Below are 24,507 nucleotides of genomic sequence, written 5' to 3' on the forward strand. Positions count from 1 at the left end.
TTTCACGGCGGTCACGCCACCGCCCTAGTCGGTCGCCGCCCGCAGCACCAGTGTCGCCCGGGCGTCCACCGTCACCGGTGTGCCCGCCGTGAACGACTCCTCGGGGTCGGGTTCGGCGGCCGTGCACAGCACCGGGATCCACGAACGGCCGAACTCGGCCGGCGGCAGCGTGAACTCGATCGGCTCGTAGTGGGCGTTGAAGAACAGCAGGAACGAGTCGTCGATGACCCGCTGTCCGCGCGCGTCCATGTCGGGGATGCCGTGACCGTTGAGGAACACCCCGACCGATTTGGCGTACTCGGTACCCCAGTCCTCGCCGCTCATCTCCGTGCCGTCCGGGGTGAACCAGGCGACGTCGGGCAGACCGGCCGGACCGCGGCGGCCCAGCGGCTTGCCGCTGAAGAAGCGACGTCGGCGGAACACCGGGTGTGCGGCGCGCAATTGGGAGACCGCGCGGGTGAACTCGAGCAGGTCGGTATCGGCCTCGTCCCAGTGCATCCAGGTGATCTCGTTGTCCTGGCAGTAGCCGTTGTTGTTGCCGCCCTGGGTGCGGCCGAGCTCGTCGCCGTGGCAGATCATCGGCACGCCCTGGGACAGCAGCAACGTGGTCAGGAAATTGCGCTCCTGCTTGGCGCGCAGCGCCAGCACCTCGGGATCGTCGGTCGGTCCCTCCACACCGCAGTTCCACGAGCGGTTGTGGCTCTCGCCGTCGTTGTTGTCCTCGCCGTTGGCCTCGTTGTGCTTCTCGTTGTAGGACACCAGGTCGCGCAACGTGAAGCCGTCGTGCGCGATGACGAAATTGATCGACGCCACCGGTCGGCGGGCGGTGTGTTCGTAGAGATCGGCCGATCCGGTCAGCCGGTAGGCGAACTCGTCGAGGGTGGCCGGTTCACCACGCCAGAAGTCCCGCACGGTGTCGCGGTACTTGCCGTTCCACTCGGTCCACTGGGGCGGGAAATTGCCGACCTGGTAGCCGCCGGGCCCGACATCCCACGGCTCGGCGATCAACTTGACCTGACTGACCACCGGATCCTGCTGCACCAACTCGAAGAAGGTCGCCAGCCGGTCGACGTCATAGAACTCGCGCGCCAGCGTGGAGGCCAGGTCGAACCGGAACCCGTCGACGTGCATCTCGGTGACCCAGTAGCGCAGCGAGTCCATGATCAGCTGCAGGGTGTGCGGATGCCGCACGTTCAGACTGTTCCCGGTGCCGGTGTAGTCCATGTAATAGCGCTTGTCGTTGTCGACGAGGTGGTAGTACGCCGCGTTGTCGATACCGCGCATCGACAGCGTCGGCCCGAGGTGGTTGCCCTCGGCGGTGTGGTTGTAGACGACGTCGAGGATCACCTCGATGTTGGCCTCGTGCAGCGCGCGCACCATCGCCTTGAACTCCTGGACCTGCCCGCCCGGGTTCGGGTTCGAGCTGTACTTCGAGTCGGGCGCGAAGAAGCCGATGGTGTTGTAGCCCCAGTAGTTCGACAACCCCTTCTCGACCAGCGTCGAGTCGTTGGCGAAATGGTGCACCGGCATCAATTCGATCGCGGTGACCCCCAGCGCCTGCAGATGGTCGATGATCGCCGGATGCGCGACCGCGGCGTAGGTGCCGCGGATCTGCTCGGGAATGTCGGGATGGGTCTGGGTCAGGCCCTTGACGTGGGCCTCGTAGATCACCGAGTCCGCATACTCGTGATTCGGCGGACGGTCGACGCCCCAGTCGAAATACGGGTTGATCACCACGCACTTGGGCATGTTGGCCGCCGAGTCGTCGTCGTTGCGGCTGTCGGGGTCGCCGAAGGTGTAGCTGAACAGCGGTTGATCCCAGTCGAACTGCCCGTCGATGGCCTTGGCGTACGGATCGAGCAGCAGCTTGTTGGGGTTGCACCGCTGCCCGTTGGCCGGGTCGTGGGGGCCGTGGACCCGGTAGCCGTAGCGCTGCCCGGGTTCGATGCTGGGGATGAATCCGTGCCACACGAAGCCGTCCACCTCGGGCAGCGGGATCCGGGTCTCGGCGCCGTCAGCGTTGAACAGGCACAGTTCCACCTTCTCGGCGGCCTCGCTGAACACCGCGAAGTTGGTGCCGTACCCGTCATAGGTGGCGCCGAGCGGGTAGGCCTTACCCGGCCATAACTCGAGGTCAAGCGCGTCACCCGGGGTGCTGATCTGGGTCAAGTGGATTCTCCTGAACTCCTTGCCGCGGCTGCGACGTTAGGGGATGCCCATTCGGGGCCGAGTACAACCGTCGGGTGGGTCAGGTCACCACATCGACTCCGGCGGCCCGCAACGACTCGACCGCGTCGGCGGTGGAGGTGGGGGAGACCCCGGCGGTCAGGTCCAGCAGGACCCGGGTGGTGAACCCGGCGGTCGCAGCGTCGGCGGCCGTCGCGCGCACGCAGTAGTCGGTGGCGATGCCCACCACGTCGACCGCGTCGACGTGGTGGGCGCGCAGCCAGTCCGCGAGCGTCGCGCCGGAGTCGTCGGTGCCTTCGAAACCGCTGTAGGCCGCGCTGTAGTGCCCTTTGGCGAACACGGCTTCGATCGGGGCGACATCGAGGTCGGGGTGGAAGTCCGCGCCGGCCGACCCGGCGACGCAGTGCGGCGGCCAGGAGTCGACGAAGTCGGGGTCGTCGGAGAAGTGACTGCCCGGATCGATGTGAAAATCCTTGGTGGCCACCACGTGCCGGTAGCGCCGGCCGGACGGTCCGGCCAGCAGGTCGTTGACGGCATGGGCCACCGCGGCGCCACCGGCCACGGCCAGCGAGCCGCCCTCACAGAAGTCGTTCTGCACGTCGACGATGATCAACGCGACGTGTGACGCGGGATCGCTCATCTGTTCACGGTATCGCCGCCGCGGTCCACCCGCAGATGCGCCGTCAGCAGGAGGTGGTCGAACGCGGCACGTGGGGGCAGCGTCTCCTCGTAGACCAACTCGGCATAGTCGTGGAGCACGCGTTCGGCGAGTGCGCGCAGCTTGACGTTGCTCTCCTGCGAGCGCCACCGCAGCAACTCGAACGCGGCATCGGCGTCGACCCGGTAGATCAGCATCAGCATGCCCTTGACCTGTTCGATGACCGCGCGGTTCTCGGTGATCTCGGTCAGTGCCGCGGTCATCAGTTCCTTGGCGGCCGTCGCGCTGGGGGTGACGTCGACGTAGAAGCCGTGGGTGCCGATCAGCCGGCCGTCGCCGTCGTTGAGCCGATCGCCGATCACCACGACTTCGTGGGTCTTGCCGCCGGTGTCGACGATGCGGTGCCGTGTCGAGAAGGTGCGATGGGTGCGGCGCATCTCGTCGAGGGTGGCGGCCACCTGCTGACGATCGTCGGGATGTTTGTGGGAGAGCACGAGTTCGGTGGTCGGTGTGACGGTGCCGGGCTGGTACCCGTGCAGCTGCTGCACCTGCTCGGACCACTCCCAGCGTTCGTCGGCGAAATAGAAACGGAACCATCCGACTCGCTGTGGGGCACCGCCGGCGAGGGCCTGTTCCAGGGCATCTTCACCTGACACGAGTTGACATTATCGGCCCGGCCGCGAACTCATCCGCCGAACAGCAGATAGAGCCCCATGAACGTGTAACCCACCATCACCAGCATCATCCCCAGCTGCCCGGTGAGCTGATGCTGTTTGGGCAGCAGCGCCAGGGCCCGGTCGTGCGCCGCGACCACGCCGGCGATGTGCCCGGCCACCACGAACCCGACCTTGAGCGTGGCCAGCAGCGCCGGATGCGTCGACAGCACATAGCCGACCTGAGCGTCGGCCAGGCCCAGCACGTTCCAGCCGCGGTCCAGCGGGTCGGCCAACTGGATCACCGTCTGCTGCCCGCGTTCGACCAGGTAGGTCAGGTAGTGGGCGAAGACGTAGCCGATCACGATCGGGATCAGAGAGTGCGCCATCAGCCCGGGCAACTCGCGGCGCCGTGCCGCGTCCACCCCGCCGGTGGCGCGCGCCGCCAGCCAGAACGTGCCCGCGACCACCCCGATGAACAGCAGCAGGCCCGCGGTGCGTACCAGCGTGGCCCCGACGGTGGAGTCGGTCAACTCCCCGGCGAGATTGCGGAACTGCGGGGTGGCCGAGTAGCTGTCGAATGCGGTCGAGCCCAGCAGCACGGCCAGCACTGCGACCACGCCGGGCCGCACCGGCAGCGACGGCAGGTGATCGAACGGGTTGCCGACCGCGACCCGGCCATCGTCGCGGCGGCGGAACGCCGACAGTCGGGACGCGACGACGCTGTACACCTCGAACGGGTCGGCGTTCGAGTTCCACCGCGACCCGAACCAGACCACACCGGCCAGCGTCACCGCCAGGTACACCAGCAACCAGGTGCGGATCGCGCCCAGCGAGCCGGGGTCGGGGCTGGCCAGCTCCAGCCACACGAACGCCAACAGCCCCGCCGCGGCGGGCCAGTAGCCCAGCGTGCGCGGATAGTCTGCGCCGACGCTGCGCCCGCCGATCAGCTTGTGCAGCGCGCGCACCGGTGACAGCACCCGCCACACCGGTCCCAGCGCCCACGACAGCGCTACCAGCCCCACCCACAGCAGCACGTAGAACACGCCGGGAAGCGGATTGTCGGCGGTCTGCGGCCCGAAGAACGCCGCCATCGCGACCCATCCGGTGAACACCAGGCTCAGCGCGGCCAGCACCCATCGGGTCAGCGACGCGTCGACGACGGTCGTGACCCATTGCGGCAGCGCACGCCCCGGTTTGCCGGGGTCGAACCTGGGGCTCCGCCAGGCCAGCGCGACCACCGCAAAGGTGAACGTCAACGCCCACGCGGCACCGATGAGCGCATAGGTGAACGGGATCGGGAGATCGCTCGAGCCGCCCAACCCATGGGCCAGAAGCTGCTCGGTCACCGCACCAGGATGGTGGCGATCGTGGTGTGGCTGTTGTGCAACTCGACGTCGACGCGTCCGGGCATGTCGACGGTGAATTCGAACGACTGCCCCTGCTGTGCCGCCACCGGGAACGTGTGTTCCGGTGTCGAGTGCACGTGCAGTTCGTCGGCGGAGTCGCTGTCGACGCGGAGCACGATGGGCTGACCCACCGCTGCCTGCAGCTGTTCGTTGGTGGGCGTCACCGAACCCCCCTCGATCGTGACGTCGAGGACGACTTGATCGGACTGCTGCGGGGCCGGTTCGGCGGAACCCGCCGGCTCGCTGACCCCGGGAGGCGATGCGGTCGGGGACGCGGCCTGCCCGGGCTCTGATCCTCCGCAGCCGGCGAGCAGCACCGCCGCCGCAGCGATTGCCAACGCTGTGTCGATTCGGATTGTCATCACCTGTTCAGTGTTTCGAGAGGGGGTTCTCAGTTGTCGCGGGATTCGCCGGCCTCGCGCTTCTTGCGGTTGCGCACCGCGATGTAGACCACCACGCCGGCCACCACGAACGCCGGAGCGAATGCCGGCACGGCGATCCAGATCGGGTGGTCGGCGAGCACGACGACCTCGGGCGGCATGGTCATGTCTGTCCTCTCCGTCATGTCTGTCCTGCCGGTTCCAGGTCGGCACCCTGCCGCGGTTCGCTGTTGCTGATCCGGCCGCCGCCCCAGGTGATCCCGGCGACCATCGCCAGCGTGCAGACGAGCACCACCAGGCAGCCGATCAGCCACAGCGACTCCGGGATGTCGGGACTGCGTTCGCGCTGCAGGATGGTGATCTCGGAGACGAACGGGCGGGTGAACTGCGGCTCGGCCGGGACTTCTTCCGCGCCGATGCCGGGGTCACCGGCCAGGTAGATCGGCACCGCCGCCAACGTCTTGCCGTCGTGCACCCGCACCAGCGTCTTCCAGGTGCCCGAGACCGGCATCGGCTCGGTCGACACGTAGTGTCCGGGGCCGACCCGGTCGAGACGGTCGACGAACATGCCGCGCTGGTTGTCCGTGCCCCCCTGCCAGCCGAGCACCGCGACCCAGTTGGGGTCGTCGCTGATCACATCCGGCGGGTTGAACCGGATGTCGGCGGTGACGAACCGATTTCCGTCGACGGGCGGCGCTTCGGTCAGGGTGACCTGCGCGGTCGCGTTCTCCGGGGTGTTGTAGGTCAGGCCGTTGGCCGCGGCGGCGCCGATGACCACGACGGTCAGCGACACCAGACCGATGCTGAGCGCCCGCCGCGGCAGCCGCTGCCCGGTGAGCACCATCCCGGCCATCGCGCCGCATGCACCGACCAGGATCGCCACCGGTACCGACATCGCCAGCGCCTCACCCCAGATGCTGGCCGGCCAGGTCAGCGGGTACACCGCGTTGATCCACAGCGATTCCAGCCACAGCCCGACGGTCGCGATGCCCAGACCGCTGACCATGCCGAACAGCACGGGTCGCTTGAGCAGTGGGGTCAGTGCGAGCACTTCGACGACCAGCGCCGCGCCGAGATAGAGCGGGAACCAGTTGATGGGCGCCTCGAGCACCGGCCCCACCAGCAGCGCGACGATGCCGCGCAGGCCGATCGCGATCAGCGCCGCGATGATCGCCGCGCCGCGGCCCAGGAAGATCCTGGCCATCACCAGCGCGAGAGCTGCCGCGGCAGCGATCAGCATCGGCTGGAACACCTGGCGGAACTGGGGGACGCCGAAGTCGAACTCGATCTGGTAGACCGATGCGCCGATCAGCACTCCGGCGAAGGCCAGGTACAGCACGAACTTGAGGCCGAGGCCGTCGCGCGGCGCGTCCGGTCCGGCGGCCCGTCGGCCTTCGTACTCCAAAAAGGCCGCGGCCAACGTCGAGAAGCCGGCGCCACCGATCATCATCAGGTGCGTCGGGCCCCACAGCGTGACGTCCTGGCCGAAGATGCGGTGCCAGATGTCGTCGAGCGGGAATCCCGTCAGCGCGTACAGACCGCAGCCGGCCATCACCAGACCACCGACCGGTGCGTACCAGTCGTCGGTGATGCGCACCGCGGCCGGTCCCGGCCGCGCACCGTCGAGCGGCAACACCATCGCCGTACAGCCGGCGACGAAGATGCCGAACAGCCCGATCAGAATGAAGTAGTGGGCCGGGTTGGCCAGGGCGCCGTCGTCGCGACCGTCGCCGATGTGCAGGCTGACGTCCCAGATGAACCCGAACAGAGCACAGATGATCGAGCTGGTGAACAGGATGACCGGCAGGGCCACCCAGGGCGGTCGCTTGAAGCGCCGGCCGGTCCAGTCGGCCAGCGAGGTCAGCCAGGTGATCTTGTGGCTGCGGTGCAACCAGCCGATCCAGACCAGCACCGCGGAGATGACCGCAGCCGCGACCGAGAGGCCGATGATCTCATTGAGCGCGGCGCCGCCGCCCTCGTCGCCTTGAGCCAGCAGGGACACGTCATACCGCGAAGACGCCCACGAAAACCCCATCGTCATCCCCATCGCTCTGCGTACCGGACCGCTATCTGACTGATCGGTAATGTTGCCAAAAACGAATCAGGTGAAACCAGGGGTACCGGGTTTTGTTTCGCGGCGGGTGGGCACGCGGCCGTTACTTGCGCGGCGGGCGCAGCACCTTCATCGCCATCTGCATGACCGGCTGCGGGACGCTGTCCTTGGCCGCCAGCGCGCGCGCCGCGGCGCGGGTGCGCAGCGGAGTGCCGCGACCGAAGTAGCGGTTGAGCGGTCCGCCGGTCGGCTCGAGGTCGACATGTAGCGGCGGCGCGCCGTCCGCGGCGCCCAGCGCACGGGCGATCACCATCCGCTGGATCTCACTGGTGCCCTCGAAGATGGTGTACAGCTTGGCGTCTCGGTACCACTTCTCGACCGGATGGTCCTTGATGTAGCCCCAGCCGCCCATCGTCTGGATGGCCCGCTCGGTGGTCTTCACCGCGACCTCGCTGGCTGCCAACTTCGACATCGAGCCCTCACCGCGCTCAAACGGCACCCCGGTGGCCGCCATCCACGACGCCCGCCAGGTCAGCAAGCGGGCCGCATCGATCTGGGTGGCCAGGTCGGCGATCGGGAAGGCGATGCCCTGATTGTCGATGATGGGCGCCCCGAAGGCCTCGCGCCGGTTGGCGTACTCGGTCATGTACTCCAGCGCGGCGCGGGCGATCCCGAGCGCCTGCGCGGCGACCATCGGCCGGGTCTGCTCGAAGGTGCCCAGCGCCGCGGAGCGGGATCTGGACGCGGCCCCCGCCAGTCCTTCAGCGGCCTCGCGTGCCTTGGCCAGCTTGTACTCCAGCTTCTCCTCTCCACCGAGCAGGTGGTCGCCGGGAATCCGGACGCCGTCGAACTTGAGCTCGGCGGTGTGGGACGCGCGGCAGCCGAGCTTGTCGAGCTTGCGGACCAGTTCCAGACCGGGTGTGCCGCCGGGCACGATGAACAGCGCCTGGCCCTTGTGGCCCAGTTCCTGGTCCACCACCGCGTTGACGACGTGCACGTTGGCGATGCCGCCGTTGCCGATCCACATCTTGTGACCGTCGATGATCCAGTCATCGCCGTCGCGGCGCGCGGTCGTGCGCAGGTTGCGCACGTCGCTGCCGCCTTCGGGTTCGGAGATCGCCAGCGCCGCGAGCTTGAGATCACCGGGCGTGCCGAAGCATTCAGGTGCCCACTGCAGCATCTGTTCCGGGGACGCGGCCTGACCGATCGCCGACAGCGCCAGCGCCGGCATCACCACCGCCAGCCCGATGCCGGCGCAGCCCCAGAACAGCTCCTCCATGAACATCGGTAGCGACAGTCCCGTCGGGTCGCCGATCAGGTCCCGGTAGAACAGCGGACTGTAAAAACCCTGGCTGGCCGCTTCCTCGAGCACCGGCCACGGGAACTCCTGGCGCTGGTCGTACTCGGAGGCGACCGGCCGGACGACCTCCTCGGCGAACTGGTGGGTGCGCCGCGCCAGGTCGTGCTGAGCTGCCGTGGGCGTGATGTTGAAGGTCATGTGCGCCCCTCGTCGGTCGGTCTACGAGGGGTCTGTACCCACCTGCGGCGACAAATCCACCGACGGTTCCAGGCTCCAGTCCGGCGCGGGCCGAAGCAGTGCCAGCGCCACGCTGCTCACGCCCATCAGCACCATCGTCGACACCAGAAACGGTGCGTAACTGCCGAAGTGGTCCGACGTCGCGCCGGAGGCCAGCGGACCGAACGCGGTGCCCAGTGACAGCGCAGCGACCAGACCGCCGAACAGCCCGCCGAAGTTGCGCAGCCCGAAATAGCGGGAGGCGAGGTAGGCGATCACGTCGACCTCCGCGCCGAGGGTGAGCCCGAACAGCGCCGCGGCCAGGGTCTGGCTCACCGGGTTGGCGCCGTCGAAGAGCAGCAGCGCGCTGCCCGCGATCGGCACCAGGTACGCACCCGCACCGACCACCCGGCCCGGGAAGCGGTCGAGCAACAGGCCGACCCCGAGTCGGCCGACGATGGAGAACACCCCCACCAGTGACGCGGTACCGGCCGCAGCCAACGGTTCGGCGCCGGCGTCGCGCAGGATCGGCACCAGATGCACCACCACACCGAGGGTGGTGAACGCGAAAAGCCCCGCGGCGAGCAGGAGTTGATAGAACGTCAGGGAGCGCAACCCGGCGCGCAGAGTGACCCCGGGCAGTTCCACCGCCGGCGCGGTCACCGGTACGGGGCCGGGTGCGGCGGCCGGGGGTTCCCCGGCCCGGCCGGCACGCTCGTCCTGGGCGCCCCGGAAGAACAGGGCGACCGTCAGGAGCACCAGCGCGCCCCACATCAACCCCAGGCCGACGAACGCGCCGCGCCATCCCCAGATCCCGATCAGCGCGGTCGCCAACGGCGGGAACACAGCGGCGGCCAGCGAACCGCCGGACAGCGTGACCGCGAAGGCCAGCCCGCGTGAGGCCTCGAAGCGGCTGGCCACCGCCGACGTCCAGACCGTGGTCTGCACCCAGAACGACGCGAAGGACAGCAGCGCCCACAACAGGATCCAATTGACCATCGAGCCCGTCGCGCTGCCCATCAGCGCGAACGTCGCCGCCATCAGCGTCACCCCGCACAGCCCGACGCGGCGCGGCCCCAACCGGTCGACCATCAGCCCGATCGGCAGCGCCGCGACCGCCGCGGCCATGCCGACGATCGTCAGACCCGCCGAGGCCTGAGCCCGCGACCAGCCGAACTCGTCCTGCAGTGGCGCCATGAACGCACCGAGGCAGTAGACGTGGATGACCCCCATCGAGTAACCCAGGCCCGCAGCGATCGGCACCTTGCCGAACCGCCGCCACTCGACGATTGCTGCGCTGTTGCTCTCCGCCACCGTGATCCCTTGTCAGATGCGCGGCGAAGTGTAAAGGCGCTGCCGCATGGGGCGCAGTGTAGCCAGAGGTTTCCGTGGCCGCGGATAGGCTGAGCCGATGGCCCGCAGGTACGCCACCGCCGACCCGGTTTCGCGCTCGGAACTGCTCGACTTCGTCCGGCCGCGGCACCGGATGGTGCTGACCACGTTCCGGGCCGACGGGTCGCCGCAGAGTTCCCCGGTCACCGGCGGCGTCGACGCCGAAGGTCGGATCGTGATCGCGAGCTATCCGCAGCGGGCCAAAGCGGTCAACATCGGCCGGCGACCGCGCGCCAGCGTGGTGGTGCTCTCCGACGAGTTCGACGGCCCCTATGTCCAAATCGACGGGGACGCCGAGGTCGTCGGTCTGCCCGACGCCCTCCAACCGCTGGTCGAGTACTTCCGGGCCGTCTCGGGAGAACATCCCGACTGGGACGAGTACCGCACCGCGATGGCCGAACAGGGTAAGTGCCTGATCAGGGTCACTGCCCAACGGTGGGGACCAGTTGCGACCGGTGGGTTTCCGCCGCCCCCTCCGAGGCTCTGACCATAGGGTGAGCAGGACGGTCAGCGGCGTTTGTGATAGTCAGTGCTAGCACACGCGTTGCGTCTGCTAGCACGTCAAACTATAGTCTGGACACATGTCCAGGAGGGTTCGGAATTCCTTGCTCCATATGATTCGGGCAGCTCAGGGCGGCTTCCCATCCTGGACCGGCGTCCTGGTGCGCCATGTTGAAGCGGTGGGCTGACATGCGCATCGCGTTGCTGTCGTACCGGAGCAAGACGCACTGCGGTGGCCAGGGTGTCTACGTCCGTCATCTCAGCCGGGGCCTGGTGGAACTGGGCCATGAGGTGGAACTGTTCTCCGGGCAGCCCTACCCCGACGGTCTGGACCCGCGGGTGACGCTGACCAAAGTGCCCAGCCTTGACCTCTACCGCGAGCCGGACCCGTTCCGCATTCCGCGCCCCAACGAGATCAGGACCAGCATCGATCTGCAGGAGCTGCTGACGACCTGGACGGCGGGTTTTCCCGAGCCCAAGACGTTCAGCATGCGCGTCGCGCGCCTGCTGGCCGACCGTCGCGACGACTTCGACGTGGTGCACGACAACCAGTGCCTGGGGACCGGCCTGCTGACCATCGCCGAGTCGGGGCTGCCGGTGGTGGCCACGGTGCACCATCCCATCACCCGCGACCGCGTCCTCGATGTCGCGGCCGCCAAGTGGTGGCGCAAACCGCTGGTCCGCCGGTGGTACGGCTTCGCCGAGATGCAGAAGCAGGTCGCGCGGCAGATCCCGGAACTGGTCACGGTGTCCTCGACGTCAGCGGCCGACATCGCCGAGGACTTCGCGGTGGCTCCCGAGCAGTTGCATGTGGTGCCGCTCGGCGTCGACACCCAGCTGTTCCAGCCGGCCGGCGCGCGGGTGCGCAATCGCATCATCGCGATCGCCAGCGCCGACGTACCGCTCAAGGGGGTCAGCCACCTGCTGCACGCCGTCGCGCGGCTGCGCGTCGAGCGTGATCTCGAACTTCAGCTGGTCGCCAAGCTCGAGCCCAACGGCCCGACCGAGAAACTCATCGCCGAACTCGGCATCTCCGACATCGTGCACAGCTCCAGCGGTCTGTCCGACGCCGAGTTGGCGCAGCTGTTGTCATCGGCCGAAGTGGCGTGCATCCCTTCGCTGTACGAGGGTTTCTCGCTGCCGGCGGTGGAGGCGATGGCCAGCGGCACCCCCATCGTCGCCAGCCGGGCCGGCGCGTTGCCCGAGGTCGTCGGACCCGACGGCGAGTGCGCGCGGCTGGTCACCCCGGCCGACGTCGACGAGCTGACCGCGGTGCTCGGCCGGCTGTTGGACTCGCCGCGCGAGCTGCGCCGCCTCGGCGACAACGGCCGCCGGCGCGCGCTGGAAGTCTTCAGCTGGGAATCGGTTGCCGCACAGACGGTTGCGGTCTACGAACGGGCCTGCGGGAGGGTCGCGACATGCTGACGGTGGACTTCGACCGCCTCGGCGTCGGTACCGGCACCAAGGTGATCGACGTCGGTTGCGGCGCGGGACGACACACGTTCGAGGCGTTCCGCCGGGGCGCGGACGTGATCGGATTCGACCAGAACGCCTCGGATCTCAACGATGTCGACGAGATCCTGCAGGCGATGAAGCAGCAGGGCGAGGTGCCGGCGTCGGCGTCGGCGGAAGCCGTCAAGGGCGATGCGCTCGATCTGCCCTACCCGGACGGCAGCTTCGACTGCGTGATCGCCTCGGAGATCCTCGAGCACGTGCCCGAGGACGACCGGGCCATCGCCGAGCTTGTCCGGGTTCTCAAACCCGGTGGGCACCTGGCGATCACGGTGCCGCGCTGGCTACCGGAACGGATCTGCTGGGCACTGTCGGACTCCTACCACGCCAACGAGGGCGGACACATCCGCATCTACCGGGCCCACGAGTTACGCGACAAGGTGGTCGCGCACGGACTGCGGCTGACCCACTCCCATCACGCGCACGCTCTGCATTCGCCGTATTGGTGGCTCAAATGTGCTGTCGGGACGGAGAACAACGACCATCCCGCGGTGGGCGCCTACCACAAGTTGCTGGTGTGGGACATGGTCGATCAGCCGTGGCTGACCCGCACCGCGGAGTCGTTGCTCAATCCGGTGATCGGCAAGAGTGTGGCCCTCTACTTCGACAAGCCGCGATCGAGCTGATGCCCCAGATCCCCAGCGTTCCCGGCGTTTTCACCGCGGCTCAGTGTCTGCAGACGGCTGAGTCGATCGCGGCCACGCAGGAGTCCAGCGGGGCGATCCCGTGGTCGGTGGGCGGTCACACCGACCCGTGGGACCACATCGAGAACGCGATGGCGCTGACCGCGGCCGGGTTGCTCGAGCCCGCCCGTAAGGCGTTCGAGTGGTCGCGGGCCAACCAGCGCGCGGACGGTAGTTGGCCGATCCAGCTGCGCGACGGGGTGATCGAGGACGCCAACAGCGACAGCAACTTCTGCGCCTACATCGCCACCGGAGTGTGGCATCACGTGCTGGTCACCGGGGACCGCGACTTCGCGGTGGCCATGTGGCCGGTGGTTTCCAAGGCGATCGATTTCGTACTCGAATTGCAGTGCGACACCGGCGAGATCGTCTGGGGCCGCGGTCCCGGGGGGCCCACCGAAGACGCGTTGCTGACCGGCTGCGCCAGCATCCACCACGCGATGCGCTGCGCGCTGGCGCTGGCGGACTACCTCGGAGACGCCCAGCCCGAATGGGAGTTGGCGGTCGGTCGGCTCGGGCACGCGATCGCCGACCACTCCGATGCGTTCGCCGCCAAGGACCGCTGGTCGATGGAGTGGTACTACCCGATCCTGGGCGGGGCGTTGCGCGGCGACCGCGCGCACACCCGCATCGACGAGCGGTGGGACGACTTCGTCGTCCCCGGCCTCGGTATCCGCTGCGTCGACGACCGGCCCTGGGTGACCGGCGCCGAAACCTGTGAGCTGGTCCTGGCTCTGGAGGCCATCGGCCAGCACGACCGGGCGCACGAGCAGTTCGCGGCCATGCACCATCTGCGCGAGGAGGACGGTTCGTACTGGACGGGCCTGGTGTACGCCGACGGCAAGCGCTGGCCGGTGGAGCGCACCACCTGGACGGGCGCTGCGGTGATCCTGGCGGCCGACGCACTGTCGTCGGCGACGCCGGGCAGCGGCTTGTTCCGTGGCGCCGACCTGCCCCGCGGTCTGGAGAGCGACTACGACTGCGAGTGCGCCGCCACCGAGCGTTAGCCGCTGCGCAGCGATCCCGGCAGCCCCGACTCCCGCTCCAGGATCCGCATCGATCCGACCACCCGGACCTCCCGGAAATCACCGGACTCCAGCGCGCGCCGGTAGATGTGGTACGGCGCCTGTCCACCGTCTGCCGGGTCGGGGAACACGTCGTGGATGACCAGCGCGCCGCCGACGTCGACCCACTTGGCCCAGCCGTCGAAGTCACGGCTGGCCGCCTCCTCGGTGTGGCCGCCGTCGATGAACAGGAACCGCAGCGGGGTCCGCCAGCCTCGGGCGACCACCGGGGAGCGCCCGACGATGGCGACGATGTGGTCGTCGAGGCCGGCGGCGTCCAAGGTGTGCCGCAGGGTGGGCAGCGTGTCGAACAGGCCGGTGACCGGGTCGACCATGGAATCGTCGTGGTACTCCCAGCCGGCCTGATGCTCCTCGGAGCCGTGGTGGTGGTCGACGGTGAAGATCAGACCGCCCGTCTGTTTGGCCGCCGCGCCGAGCAGCACGGTCGACTTGCCGCAGTAGGTGCCGATCTCGACACCCACCCCGTCGGCGAGGTAGGCCAGGGCGGTGTCGTAGAGCGCGCGCCCCTCGTCGGCGGCCATGAAGCCGGTGACGCGGTCCGCGAGATCGAACAGCGCAGCGGCGTCGGCCGGAAGCGCGGCGTTTGTCTCAGTCATCGCACCCGAACTTACCGGTGCGCGCCGTTGCTGGCCGCAGGTGGTTGTAGTAGCGTCCGGACATGTGTCCGATCCGGCGCTGGAGTCGACTCGGCGCAGGTTGACCGCCCGCCAGGCCGACACCGTGGACCGGCTGGGACAGGCGGCCGTCGATCTGATCGCCCGGGAAGGCTTCGCCGCGATGACCGTGCGCCGGGTGGCAGCGGCGGCCGGCGTGGGAGCCGCTACCGCGTACACCTACTTCTCCTCGAAGGAACATCTGGTTGCCGAGGTGTTCTGGCGGAGATTGGCCCACTCGCCGGAAGTGGCGCATGAGTCCGCGGACGCGGTGACCCGGGTCGTCGAGGTGCTGTGGCACATCGCGATGCTGGTGGCCGACGAGCCCGAGTTCGCCGGTGCCGTGACCACCGCGCTGCTGGGCAAGGACCCCGACGTGGAGGCGCTGCGGCTGCGGATCGGCCGCGACATCCGGGACCGGTTGAGCGCCGCGCTGGGCCCCGACACCGACCCCGACGTCATCGAGTCGCTGGAGATGCTCTATGCCGGTGCGCTCGTGCGGGCGGGGATGGAGCACGGGCCTTTTCAGGAGATCGCGGTCCGACTGGAGAAGTCAGCCCGGCTGATGCTGCGCTGAGTGCTGCCCGAGCATCGCGGTGGCAGCCGCGGTCGCCGGCTCCACCAGCTCGCGGACGTCCCGGCCGTCTTCGACGAAAAGTGCGGTCAGTTCCCGTAACCCACCGAGCAGGATGACGGCCATCGGCGCCGAGACCGGCGCCAGCCCGGCGCGGGTGAACCCCGGGTTGGCGCTGAGGGTCAGCAGCATCTCGGTCAGGTGCGTCATCGCATGCCGGTGCAGCGGGGCCGCGGCGGCGCCGAGGGCGGGTGCTTCGCGGATCCAGGTCAGGGTGATGGCGGGCCGCGCTTCGATGTGCCCGACGTAGGCCTCGACGGCCTGGCGGATCTGCGTCCGCCAGTCGACGTCGGCGTCGACCGCGCCGGTGATCGCGGCGATCAGATCGGCGTTGTTGCGCCGCAGCAGTTCGACCAGGCATTCGTCCTTGCCGGAGAACTGTTCGTAAAACGTGCGTTTGGACGTGCGGGCATGCCGGACGATATCGGCGACCGTGGTGTCGCGGTAGCCGCGCTCGCCGATCGCGGTGGCCAGCCCGTCGAGCAGGCGGTCGGCGACCAAGGGCGGTGTCGGGCTCGTCGTCACGCCACCACCTTTGTGAACCGGGTCTTGTGCGGTGTTGGTACTACGCGGTACCGTACCGGAAACACGGGCGGTACACCGCAGTACCGTCGAGCCGATCGGGGAGGCCCCCATGAGTGAATCAACGATCGCCGCAACGCCCGCCGTAACGCCGGTGTCGCAGGTCCGTCTGCCACCGGCCCCGGCGGTCCCGCACTTCCTGCAGGCCGTGGGCTTCTCGGTGTCACGCAAGTGGATCGTCGGCAAGCTCGTGCCCCGCTACGGCGGCGCCTTCACGATGAAGCTGCCGGTCTTCGGCCCGACGGTCATCGTCGCCGACCCGGCGCTGGCCAAGCAGCTGTTCATGGCCGATACCGACGCGGTGGGCAACATTCAGCCCAATTTGTCGCGAGTGCTCGGGTCCGGTTCGGTGTTCGCCCTCGACGGCGCTGACCACAAGCGCCGGCGCCGCCTGCTCACCCCGCCGTTCCACGGCCGCAGCATCAAGAACTACGAGCGGATCTTCGAGGAGGAGACGCTGCGCGAGGCCGCGAACTGGCCGGAGGGCCGGTCGTTCGAAACCCTCGAGCCGATGATGCGCATCACCCTGAACGCGATCCTGCGTGCGGTCTTCGGCGCCGACGGGGCCCATCTGGATGAGCTGCGCCGGATCATCCCGCCCTGGGTGACGCTGGGTTCTCGGCTGGCGGTGCTGCCGACGCCGAGCCGCACCTACGGCCGGTTCAGCCCGTGGGGCCGGCTCGCGGCCTACCGGCGCCGCTACGACGAGGTCATCGGGCGGTTGATCGACGACGTCCGCGACGACCCGAACTTCGACGAGCGCGACGATGTTCTCGCGCTGCTGCTGCGCAGCACCTACGAGGACGGTTCGTCGATGTCGCGCCAGGACATCGGAGACGAGCTGCTGACGTTGCTCGCCGCCGGACACGAGACCACCGCCGCGACCATGGGGTGGGTGTTCGAGCGCATCAGCCGTCATCCCGAGGTGCTGGAAAAGCTTGTCGCCGAGGCGGATACCGACGGCAACGAATACCGGCAGGCGGTCCTGCTGGAGGTGCAGCGGGCCCGCACCGTGATCGATTTCGCCGGACGCCACGTCTATGCACCGACCTTCGAGCTCGGCGAATGGGTGATCCCGCGCGGCTTCTCGATCGTCGTGGCCATCGACCAGGTGCATCAGCGGTCGGACGACTATCCGGACCCGCAGCGGTTCGATCCGCAACGCTTCTACGGCCAGCGGCCGAACACGTTCTCCCACATCCCGTTCGGGGGCGGGACCCGGCGGTGCGTCGGAGCCGTGTTCGCCAACGTGGAGATGGATGTGGTGCTGCGGACGGTGCTGCGCCACTTCACGATCGAGACGACGACCGCCCCCGGGGAAAAGGCCCATTCACGCGGGGTGGCCTATACGCCCGCCGACGGCGGGCGCATGGTGGTGCGCCGCCGCCGCTGAGCGGCGAATCGAGCTGCCGCCGCTGAGCGGCGAATCGAGCTGCCGCCGCTAGCCGGTGACCTCACTGCGCCTCGGCAGCTTCCAGCCCGGACGCGGGAAGTGGCAGGTGTATCCGCTCGGGTAGCGCAGCAGGTAGTCCTGGTGCTCGGGCTCGGCCTCCCAGAAGTCGACGGCCGGGCTCACCTCGGTGACGACCTTGCCGGGCCAGAGCCCCGACGCATCGACGTCGGCGATGGTGTCGAGCGCGATCTGGCGCTGCTCGTCGTCGACGTAGAAGATCTCCGACCGGTAGCTGGTGCCGACATCGTTGCCCTGCCGGTCCTTGGTGGTCGGGTCGTGGATCTGGAAGAAGAACTCGAGCAGCGCGCGGTAGTCGGTCTGGGCCGGGTCGTAGACGATCTCGATGGCCTCGGCGTGGCCGGGGTGGTTGCGGTAGGTGGGGTGATCGTTGCGGCCGCCGGTGTAGCCGACGCGGGTGGACACCACGCCGGGTTGCCGGCGGATCAGGTCCTGCATGCCCCAGAAGCAGCCGCCGGCGAGTACCGCTCGCTTATGGTCGCTCATCTCTCGTGTGCTCCTCTCGAGCCGTGGCCAAGCTGTAGAGCCAGGCTACCGACGTCGGGCAGATGCGCGGGCTAGCCTCGGAAGATGCGGTCGTCTGTGCTGGTGACCTCGATCCTTGTCGTGGCGTGCGCTTCACCCGTCGCTGCGCAGCCCGCCGTGGTCGTGCCGGAGGTACCGCCGGATCCGGCGGTGACGGTCTTCGCCGACGATCCGGCGATCGTCAACGTCTACCCGACCCGCCCCCAGGCTTTCAGTCGGTTGCCCGAGGACCGGAGGGTGCGGCTGTACTTCACCAGCGGAACGCCGCAGTGCTACGGCGCGAGCGCGACAGCCGAGGAGCGTTCCGACGAGGTCGTCGTGACCGTGCGCAGCGGCACGGTGCCGCACGCCGTCGACCGGGCTTGCATCCTGATCGCGTTGGTGGGGGCGATCGACGTGCAGTTGCGGGAGCCGCTGGGTGGTCGGATCGTGCGCAGCGCGGTCTGAACCGCTCTCGACAAGCCGCGCTGCAACGTGTTCTATTTTTGTCTGTGACGGCCAACACTTTCACCCGAGCCGAACTCGTCGACGCGTTCACCGCGTTCGAGGCCACCGTGGACCGCGCCGCGCGCACCCGCGACTGGGATCCGTGGGTGGACCAGTACACCGACGACGTTCTCTACATCGAGCACGCGGCCGGGACCATGCGCGGCCGTGAGGAAGTGCGCCCGTGGATCTGGCGGACGATGGAGAGCTTTCCGGGCAGCTACATGACCTCGTTCCCGTCGCTGTGGCATGTCGTCGACGACGCGACCGGGCGCATCATCTGCGAGCTGGACAACCCGATGCGCGATCCCGGTGACGGCTCGGTCATCAGCGCCACCAACATCTCGATCCTCACCTACGCCGGCGACGGGAAGTGGTCGCGCCAGGAGGACGTCTACAACCCGCTGCGCTTCATCGCGGCCGCCGTCAAGTGGTGCAAGAAGGCCGAAGCATGCGGCACCCTGACCGACGAGGCCGCCGAGTGGCTGGCCACCTATGGACGGCAGCGATGACGGCACTGGTCATCGGCGCCAACGGTTTTCTGGGCAGCCACGTCACCCGGCAGCTGGTCGCCGACGGCCAGGAGGTGCGGGTGATGGTGCGTCCCGGCGCCGACACCGTCGGCATCGACGACCTGCCGGTCACCCGATTCACCGGCGACATCTTCGACTCCGACGTGCTGCGCGACGCGATGACCGGAGCCGAGGTGGTCTACTACTGCGTCGTCGACACCCGCGGCTGGCTGCGTGACCCGGCGCCGCTGTTCCGCACCAACGTCGCGGGCACCCGCAACGTCTGCGAGGTCGCCACCGAGCCCGGCGTGGCGACCGGGCTGCGAAAGTTCGTCTACACCAGCAGTTATGTCACCGTGGGACGTAAGCGTGGTCGTGTCGCCACCGAGGCCGACATCATCTCCGAGCGCGGGCTGACGCCGTACGTGCGGTCACGGGTGCAGGCCGAGAACCTGGTGCTCGACTACGCCCACCGCCGTGCGCTGCCGGCGGTCGCGATGTGCGTGTCGACCACGTACGGGGCGGGGGACTGGGGCCGCACACCGCATGGCGCGATCATCGCCGGCGCCGCATTCGGCAAGCTGCCGTTCGTCATGGGTGGGATCGAACTCGAAGCCGTCGGTATCGACGACGCCGCGCGCGCCCTGCTGCTGGCCGCCGATTGCGGACGGGTCGGCGAGCGTTACCTGGTGTCGGAGAAGATGATTCCCAACACCGAGGTGGTGCGGATCGCGGCCGAGGCCGCCGGGGTGGAGCCGCCGTCGCGCACCGTGCCGCTGCCGGTGTCGTGGGTGATGGCGGCGGTGGGCAGCCTCCGGGGCCGGATCCGGGGCACCGACGAGCGGCTGTCGCTGGGCTCGCTGCGGTTGATGCGCGCCGAGGCGCCGGTCGACTGCAGCAAGGCCAGGAACGAATTGGGCTGGCGCCCGGCGCCTGTCGAGGATTCCATCCGCGAGGCCGCCCGGTTCTGGGTCGGTCTGCGCGCGGCCCGCCGTCAGCGTGCCGGATGAGCGCGAAGGTGCGTGTCGACCTGCACGGTGCCCCGGTGACGATGCTCGCGACGTTGCACGCCAAGGCGCTCGACGCCGAGGCGCCGACGTCGATCCTGCACGACACGTGGGCCGTCGAGGCCGTGGAGCGCATCGACTACGACTGGACTGCGACCTCGATGACGCGACGCAACGCCCCGTCGGTCACCCTGCGCTCGGCGTACTTCGACGGCTGGACCCGGCAGTTCCTGGCTGCCCACCCGGAAGCCGTTGTCGTGCATCTGGGTTGCGGCCTGGACAGCCGCTTCTGGCGGACCGAGCCCGGGCCCGGCGTGGAGTGGTTCGACATCGATTATCCCGAGGTCGCCGACCTACGCCGGAAGGTGTACCCGCCCGCACCCGGCAACCACATCATCGCCGCATCGGTGACCGACCCCGGCCTGCTCGCGCAGATTCCCGATGACCGGCCCACGCTGGTCCTGGCCGAAGGATTGACGATGTACCTCACCCGCGACGACGGGTTGCGGCTGTTCGGTGGTGTCGTGGACCGATTCGGCGGCGGCGAGATCCAATTCGACGCGTTCAGCCGGTTCGGGATCGCGACCCAATGGGGCAACGCGGTGGTTCGCCGGTCGGGAGCGACCCTGTCCTGGGGTGTCGACCGGCCCGACGACATCTTGGCGGCAGTGCCGAACACCCGGCTGCTGCAGTGGGTTCCGGTGTTCCAGCGCGAGGTGTTCGCTCCCGCGCCGCCCCGGTACCGGCACCTGGCCGCCATGCTGAACCGGGTCCCGTTGTTGCGCACCGTCGCCCAGTTCCACCGCTACGCATTCTGACATGCCGGTCAACGGCCACGTATCGCACTGGTTCGACGGTGTGCCGGCAGCCCGGTCGCCGTTACCGGGCAGCCGGGATGCCGACGTGTGCATCGTCGGCGCCGGATACACCGGGCTGTGGACCGCGTACTACCTGAAGCGGGCCGAGCCGGCGCTGCGCATCGTCGTGCTGGAAGCGCGCTTTGCCGGCTACGGCGCGTCCGGGCGCAACGGCGGTTGGCTGTCCGGCCTGGTGCCCGGGGACCGCGAGCGCGTGGCGCGCCGATACGGTCGCGACGGCGTCCTGGCCTGGCAGCGCGCTCTCAACGACACCGTCGACGAGGTCATCGCGGTGGCAGCACGGGAAGGGATCGACGCAGGCATCGTCAAAGGAGGCACTCTCGAGGTCGCCCGCAACGCCGCCCAGGCCGAGCGGCTGCACGCCGCCATCGCGGCCGAGCGCCGCTGGCAGGTCCCCGGTATCGAGCCGCTGAGCGCAGCGCAGGTGACGCAACGGATCGCGCTGGACGGAGTGCTGGCGGGATACCACAACCCGCACTGCGCGCGGATCCAGCCCGCGCGTCTGGTCCGCGGGCTGGCCGCGACCGTGTGCCGGCTCGGCGTCGATCTCTACGAGCGGTCCCCGGTCACCGAGCTCACCCCGGGACGCGCCGTCACCCCGCACGGCACGGTGCGCGCGCCGGTGATCCTGCGCGGCACCGAAGGCTTCACCGCGCGCCTGCCGGGACTGCGCCGTCGCTGGTTGCCGATGAACAGCTCGATGATCGTCACCGAGCGACTCCCGGACCGACTCTGGAACCGGATCGGTTGGGAGGGCAGGGAAACCCTCGGCGACACCGCCCACGGCTTCTTCTACGCGCAACGCACCGTCGACGACCGCATCGCTCTGGGCGGCCGCAGCGTCCCGTACCGTTTCGGTTCGCGCATCGACCGCGACGGCCGGGTCCCGGATCGGACGCTGCGCAGCCTGACCGACACGTTACGCACGATCCTGCCGCAGACCGCCGACGTCGCGGTCGCCCACGCCTGGTGCGGGGTACTGGCGGTGCCCCGCGACTGGACTGCCACCGTCGGGTTCGATCGGGCCAGCGGACTCGGCTGGGCCGGGGGATACGTGGGCCACGGCGTCACCGCGACAAACCTGGCCGCACGCACGGTGACCGATCTGGTCCTGGACCGCGCCGGCGAGCTGACCGCGCTGCCGTGGGTCGGGCACCGGTGCCGGGACTGGGAGCCCGAGCCGCTGCGCTGGCTCGGGGTGCGCGGAATGTACCTCGCCTACCGCGCCGCCGACCGGCACGAAGCGCGCAATCGCCGTTCGACGTCACCGATCGCCGTGCTCGCCGACAGGATCGCCGGGCGCCCGCACTGACGCGGGGCGGGTGTCGGTGCAGGCGCCTAAGCTGGCGGCGTGCGTAGCTCGGTCAGCGTGAGTTTCACCGGACCGGTCAGCTATCGGCTGACACTGGCGCCGCTGCGGCGCGGCCCCGCAGACCCGTGCTACCGCGACGACGTCGACGGCACCGTCTGGCGCACCAGCCTGATGTCCAGCGGGCCGGTCACCGCACGGATCAGCCGGGGTGGGCCGACGACCGTGGACTGTGAGGCCTGGGGACCGGGTGCGGTGGAGTTCACCGACGGTCTGCCGGCGCTGCTGGGCGTCGACGACGACGCCTCGTCGTTCGCCCCGCAGCATCCCGTCCTCGCCCGCGCACACCGAAGGGTGCCGCATCTGCGCCTCGGGCGCACCGGCCGGGTGTTGGAGGCGCTGGTGCCCGCGGTGCTCGAGCAGCGGGTCTACGGGTCCGACGCCCACCGCGCGTGGCGCCGCCTGGTCACCCGCTACGGTGCTCCGGCGCCCGGCCCGGCGCCGGAGCGGATGCGGGTGCCCCCCACCGCCGAAGCGTGGAAACGCATCCCGTCCTGGGAGTTCCAGCGTGCGAATGTCGATCCGGGCCGCGCGCGTACGGTGCTCGGTTGCGCCCAGCGTGCCGACTCGCTGGAGCGGCTGGTGCGCCGGACGCCCGAGCAGGCGCGAACAGCGTTGACCAGCCTTCCCGGTGTCGGGGTGTGGACCGCCGCGGAGACGGCCCAGCGCGCGTTCGGGGATGCCGATGCGCTGTCGGTCGGCGACTACCACCTGGCCAAGGTGGTGGGCCGGACGCTGCTGGGACACCCGATCGACGATGCGCAGATGCTCGACCTGCTGGCGCCGCTCGCCCCGCACCGGCATCGGGCGGTGCGCGTCCTCGAAGCCAGTGGGATGGCGGTCTATGCGCGGTTCGGTCCGCGGGTGCCGATCCCGAATCTGGCCAAAATGTGACGCTTTCTGATCATGATTATCGGGATGCGGCGCCGGGTACCCGACGCCCGAGACGAGCGAAGGAGTCCACAGTCATGCCCAAGTCCTCTTACACCGTTCCCGGCCTGTCCGACAAGGAAGGCGCCGAAGTCGCCGAGCTGCTGCAGAAGGCCTTGAGCCGCTACAACGATCTGCACCTGACGCTCAAGCACGTGCACTGGAACGTCGTCGGCCCGAACTTCATCGGTGTGCACGAGATGATCGACCCGCAGGTCGAGCTGGTCCGCGGCTACGCCGACGAGGCGGCCGAGCGCATCGCGGCGCTGGGGGCGTCGCCGAAGGGCACTCCCGGTGCGATCGAGAGCGATCGCACCTGGGACGACTACTCCGTCAACCGCGACACCGCCCAGGCGCACCTGGCGGCCCTCAACCTCGTCTACAACGGGGTCATCGAGGACACCCGCAAGTCGATCGAGCGCCTCGGCGAGATCGACCCGGTCTCGGAGGACATGCTGATCGGTCATGCCGCGGAGCTGGAGAAGTTCCAGTGGTTCGTGCGCGCACACCTCGAGAACGCCGGCGGCGAACTCGTCAGTGCCGGCGCCTCGTCCGAGAAGGCGGCGGCCAGCAAGGCCAAGAAGGACTAGAACCTCAGCGGTACGCGGTGAGTCGGGCCACGAGGGCGTCCCTGCCGTCGTGGCCCACCGCCCGTGTCTCGGCCACCCCGCTGCTCCGCCCGACGTGCAGCGTGGTGGCCTCGTAGTGTGCGCCGCTTCCGCTGTGGAACGGCCTCAGGTAATTCACCCGCAACGACGCCGTGCGAAACGCCGCATCGGCGGCCGCGCACACGGCCGCCGAGCCCACCAGCTCCAGGCCCATCGCCGAAACACCGCCGTGCACAACTCCGACACTGTTGTTCAGGGCGTCATCTGTCTTCTGCATGAGAACGACTGCCGCTCCGCCGGTTTCGCCGCGCTCCAAGCTCATCAGAGACGCGAGGTCGGGCCCCGGCAGGCTGCCGTGGGACTCCTCGGGCCACGCCGACAGCCCGGCCGGCGCAGTGATGTAGAACGAATGCACCGTCGCAGTCGCGACGTCGTGTCCGGCCACCGACAGTCGACACTGTGCCAGTGCGACGTCGAACTTGGCGCCCAGCGGTTGCGCGATACCGGTGACCCGCTCCTGAGGGGCGGCCGCGATCGCGTGGGCGGCGTCCGGCGCGATCTCCAGGCTCAGTTCGCTCGACACCGTCCATTCGTCTGTTCCTCGCCGACGATGGTTGACCAGGCCGCAGACGTGGTCGACCAACATGGCCAGCGGAGCGACGGTGGCGGCACCGGTCAGCGGGTTGGTCAACCCGGCGGCCGGAATCGTCGCCACGCAGCGCTCGGCACCGTCCTCGAGGGTTTCGACGCCGAACCGGCCGAGGGGCGTATTCAGGGGGTAGGGCACCCGATCAGAGTGACGCCCGCAAACCTTTCGCTATAC

26 protein-coding genes are annotated in these 24,507 nt (G+C 69.1%); 13 read left to right on the top strand and 13 right to left on the bottom strand.

Translation table 11 applies throughout. From position 1 onward, the window contains the following. Positions 1-24: 24 nt before the first annotated feature. The 9 genes from glgX to G6N31_RS22290 form a co-directional block, all read right to left on the bottom strand. On the bottom strand, positions 25-2,169 hold the full coding sequence (gene glgX / locus G6N31_RS22255; RefSeq protein ID WP_098004278.1) for a glycogen debranching protein GlgX: 2,145 nt from the start codon (positions 2,167-2,169) through the stop codon (positions 25-27). 79 nt (positions 2,170-2,248) lie between these two features. Then, the gene (locus G6N31_RS22260; RefSeq protein WP_098004279.1) at positions 2,249-2,827 is read right to left on the bottom strand and encodes an isochorismatase family protein; all 579 of its coding nucleotides are present in this window, start codon (positions 2,825-2,827) and stop codon (positions 2,249-2,251) included. After that, positions 2,824-3,501, bottom strand: a complete 678-nt coding sequence (locus tag G6N31_RS22265) for a PAS and ANTAR domain-containing protein (RefSeq protein ID WP_098004280.1) — start codon at positions 3,499-3,501, stop codon at positions 2,824-2,826. Before G6N31_RS22265 ends, G6N31_RS22260 begins: the two co-directional genes overlap by 4 nt. Positions 3,502-3,530: 29 nt before the next feature. Continuing rightward, a complete protein-coding gene (locus tag G6N31_RS22270) occupies positions 3,531-4,847 on the bottom strand; it encodes a hypothetical protein (protein ID WP_098004281.1) in 1,317 nt (438 codons plus the stop codon). Further along, positions 4,844-5,269 (bottom strand): hypothetical protein, encoded by a 426-nt coding sequence (locus G6N31_RS22275; RefSeq protein WP_098004282.1) that lies wholly within the window; start codon positions 5,267-5,269, stop codon positions 4,844-4,846. Before G6N31_RS22275 ends, G6N31_RS22270 begins: the two co-directional genes overlap by 4 nt. 29 nt (positions 5,270-5,298) lie before the next feature. Beyond that, positions 5,299-5,472, bottom strand: a complete 174-nt coding sequence (locus G6N31_RS27085; protein WP_165776251.1) for a hypothetical protein — start codon at positions 5,470-5,472, stop codon at positions 5,299-5,301. After that, entirely contained in the window at positions 5,469-7,328 is a 1,860-nt protein-coding gene (locus G6N31_RS22280) for a hypothetical protein (protein WP_179964224.1), read from the bottom strand. Before G6N31_RS22280 ends, G6N31_RS27085 begins: the two co-directional genes overlap by 4 nt. 115 nt (positions 7,329-7,443) lie before the next feature. Next, complete coding sequence (locus G6N31_RS22285) at positions 7,444-8,838, bottom strand: acyl-CoA dehydrogenase family protein (RefSeq protein ID WP_098004283.1); 1,395 nt, start codon at positions 8,836-8,838, stop codon at positions 7,444-7,446. A 21-nt stretch (positions 8,839-8,859) separates the two neighbouring features. After that, positions 8,860-10,170 (bottom strand): MFS transporter, encoded by a 1,311-nt coding sequence (locus G6N31_RS22290; RefSeq protein WP_179964225.1) that lies wholly within the window; start codon positions 10,168-10,170, stop codon positions 8,860-8,862. A gap of 97 nt (positions 10,171-10,267) precedes the next feature. On the opposite strand from G6N31_RS22290, the gene G6N31_RS22295 reads away from it, so the two are divergent. The 4 genes from G6N31_RS22295 to mmpH all read left to right on the top strand — a co-directional run bounded on the left by G6N31_RS22295 (position 10,268) and on the right by mmpH (position 13,951). Beyond that, positions 10,268-10,735 carry a PPOX class F420-dependent oxidoreductase gene (locus G6N31_RS22295; protein WP_098004284.1) on the top strand — a complete coding sequence of 156 codons (468 nt, stop codon included), beginning with the start codon at positions 10,268-10,270 and terminating at the stop codon, positions 10,733-10,735. Positions 10,736-10,938: 203 nt separating this feature from the next. Next, positions 10,939-12,174: an MMP alpha-(1->4)-mannosyltransferase gene (gene manT, locus G6N31_RS22300; protein WP_098004285.1), complete on the top strand. Its 1,236-nt coding sequence runs from the start codon at positions 10,939-10,941 to the stop codon at positions 12,172-12,174. Next, the gene (locus G6N31_RS22305) at positions 12,168-12,887 is read left to right on the top strand and encodes a class I SAM-dependent methyltransferase (RefSeq protein WP_098004286.1); all 720 of its coding nucleotides are present in this window, start codon (positions 12,168-12,170) and stop codon (positions 12,885-12,887) included. The genes manT and G6N31_RS22305 overlap by 7 nt, the downstream gene beginning before the upstream one ends. Next, positions 12,887-13,951 (top strand): MMP endo-(1,4)-3-O-methyl-alpha-D-mannosidase, encoded by a 1,065-nt coding sequence (mmpH, locus tag G6N31_RS22310; RefSeq protein ID WP_098004287.1) that lies wholly within the window; start codon positions 12,887-12,889, stop codon positions 13,949-13,951. The genes G6N31_RS22305 and mmpH overlap by 1 nt, the downstream gene beginning before the upstream one ends. Here the strand turns inward: mmpH and G6N31_RS22315 are convergent. Then, positions 13,948-14,625, bottom strand: a complete 678-nt coding sequence (locus G6N31_RS22315; RefSeq protein ID WP_098004288.1) for a class I SAM-dependent methyltransferase — start codon at positions 14,623-14,625, stop codon at positions 13,948-13,950. The genes mmpH and G6N31_RS22315 overlap by 4 nt on opposite strands. A 64-nt stretch (positions 14,626-14,689) precedes the next feature. On the opposite strand from G6N31_RS22315, the gene G6N31_RS22320 reads away from it, so the two are divergent. After that, positions 14,690-15,259 carry a TetR/AcrR family transcriptional regulator gene (locus G6N31_RS22320; protein ID WP_098004289.1) on the top strand — a complete coding sequence of 190 codons (570 nt, stop codon included), beginning with the start codon at positions 14,690-14,692 and terminating at the stop codon, positions 15,257-15,259. On the opposite strand, the gene G6N31_RS22325 is transcribed toward G6N31_RS22320, so the two are convergent. Then, positions 15,236-15,841: a TetR/AcrR family transcriptional regulator gene (locus tag G6N31_RS22325; RefSeq protein WP_234815375.1), complete on the bottom strand. Its 606-nt coding sequence runs from the start codon at positions 15,839-15,841 to the stop codon at positions 15,236-15,238. The genes G6N31_RS22320 and G6N31_RS22325 overlap by 24 nt on opposite strands. A 109-nt stretch (positions 15,842-15,950) precedes the next feature. Here G6N31_RS22325 and G6N31_RS22330 point away from each other — a divergent pair, with 109 nt between their 5' ends. Continuing rightward, the gene (locus G6N31_RS22330) at positions 15,951-17,291 is read left to right on the top strand and encodes a cytochrome P450 (RefSeq protein ID WP_098004291.1); all 1,341 of its coding nucleotides are present in this window, start codon (positions 15,951-15,953) and stop codon (positions 17,289-17,291) included. A 48-nt stretch (positions 17,292-17,339) separates the two neighbouring features. On the opposite strand, the gene msrA is transcribed toward G6N31_RS22330, so the two are convergent. Then, positions 17,340-17,855, bottom strand: coding sequence for a peptide-methionine (S)-S-oxide reductase MsrA (gene msrA / locus G6N31_RS22335; protein ID WP_098004292.1), 516 nt, complete (start codon positions 17,853-17,855; stop codon positions 17,340-17,342). Positions 17,856-17,939: 84 nt separating this feature from the next. On the opposite strand from msrA, the gene G6N31_RS22340 reads away from it, so the two are divergent. The 7 genes from G6N31_RS22340 to G6N31_RS22370 all read left to right on the top strand — a co-directional run bounded on the left by G6N31_RS22340 (position 17,940) and on the right by G6N31_RS22370 (position 23,666). Further along, positions 17,940-18,341 carry a hypothetical protein gene (locus G6N31_RS22340; RefSeq protein ID WP_098004293.1) on the top strand — a complete coding sequence of 134 codons (402 nt, stop codon included), beginning with the start codon at positions 17,940-17,942 and terminating at the stop codon, positions 18,339-18,341. Positions 18,342-18,385: 44 nt separating this feature from the next. Next, complete coding sequence (locus G6N31_RS22345) at positions 18,386-18,892, top strand: nuclear transport factor 2 family protein (RefSeq protein ID WP_098004294.1); 507 nt, start codon at positions 18,386-18,388, stop codon at positions 18,890-18,892. Next, positions 18,889-19,902 carry an NAD-dependent epimerase/dehydratase family protein gene (locus tag G6N31_RS22350; RefSeq protein WP_098004295.1) on the top strand — a complete coding sequence of 338 codons (1,014 nt, stop codon included), beginning with the start codon at positions 18,889-18,891 and terminating at the stop codon, positions 19,900-19,902. The genes G6N31_RS22345 and G6N31_RS22350 overlap by 4 nt, the downstream gene beginning before the upstream one ends. Next, positions 19,899-20,717, top strand: a complete 819-nt coding sequence (locus tag G6N31_RS22355; protein WP_098004296.1) for a class I SAM-dependent methyltransferase — start codon at positions 19,899-19,901, stop codon at positions 20,715-20,717. The genes G6N31_RS22350 and G6N31_RS22355 overlap by 4 nt, the downstream gene beginning before the upstream one ends. A 1-nt stretch (position 20,718) precedes the next feature. Then, positions 20,719-22,089 (top strand): NAD(P)/FAD-dependent oxidoreductase, encoded by a 1,371-nt coding sequence (locus G6N31_RS22360; RefSeq protein WP_098004297.1) that lies wholly within the window; start codon positions 20,719-20,721, stop codon positions 22,087-22,089. Between the two features lie 39 nt (positions 22,090-22,128). After that, entirely contained in the window at positions 22,129-23,040 is a 912-nt protein-coding gene (locus G6N31_RS22365; protein WP_098004298.1) for a DNA-3-methyladenine glycosylase family protein, read from the top strand. Positions 23,041-23,114: 74 nt separating this feature from the next. After that, a complete protein-coding gene (locus G6N31_RS22370; protein ID WP_098004299.1) occupies positions 23,115-23,666 on the top strand; it encodes a Dps family protein in 552 nt (183 codons plus the stop codon). A gap of 4 nt (positions 23,667-23,670) precedes the next feature. Here the strand turns inward: G6N31_RS22370 and G6N31_RS22375 are convergent, their stop codons facing one another. Next, positions 23,671-24,471, bottom strand: coding sequence for a PaaI family thioesterase (locus G6N31_RS22375; protein WP_098004300.1), 801 nt, complete (start codon positions 24,469-24,471; stop codon positions 23,671-23,673). Positions 24,472-24,507: the final 36 nt, after the last annotated feature.

The organism is Mycolicibacterium duvalii, assembly GCF_010726645.1.
Lineage (GTDB): Bacteria > Actinomycetota > Actinomycetes > Mycobacteriales > Mycobacteriaceae > Mycobacterium > Mycobacterium duvalii.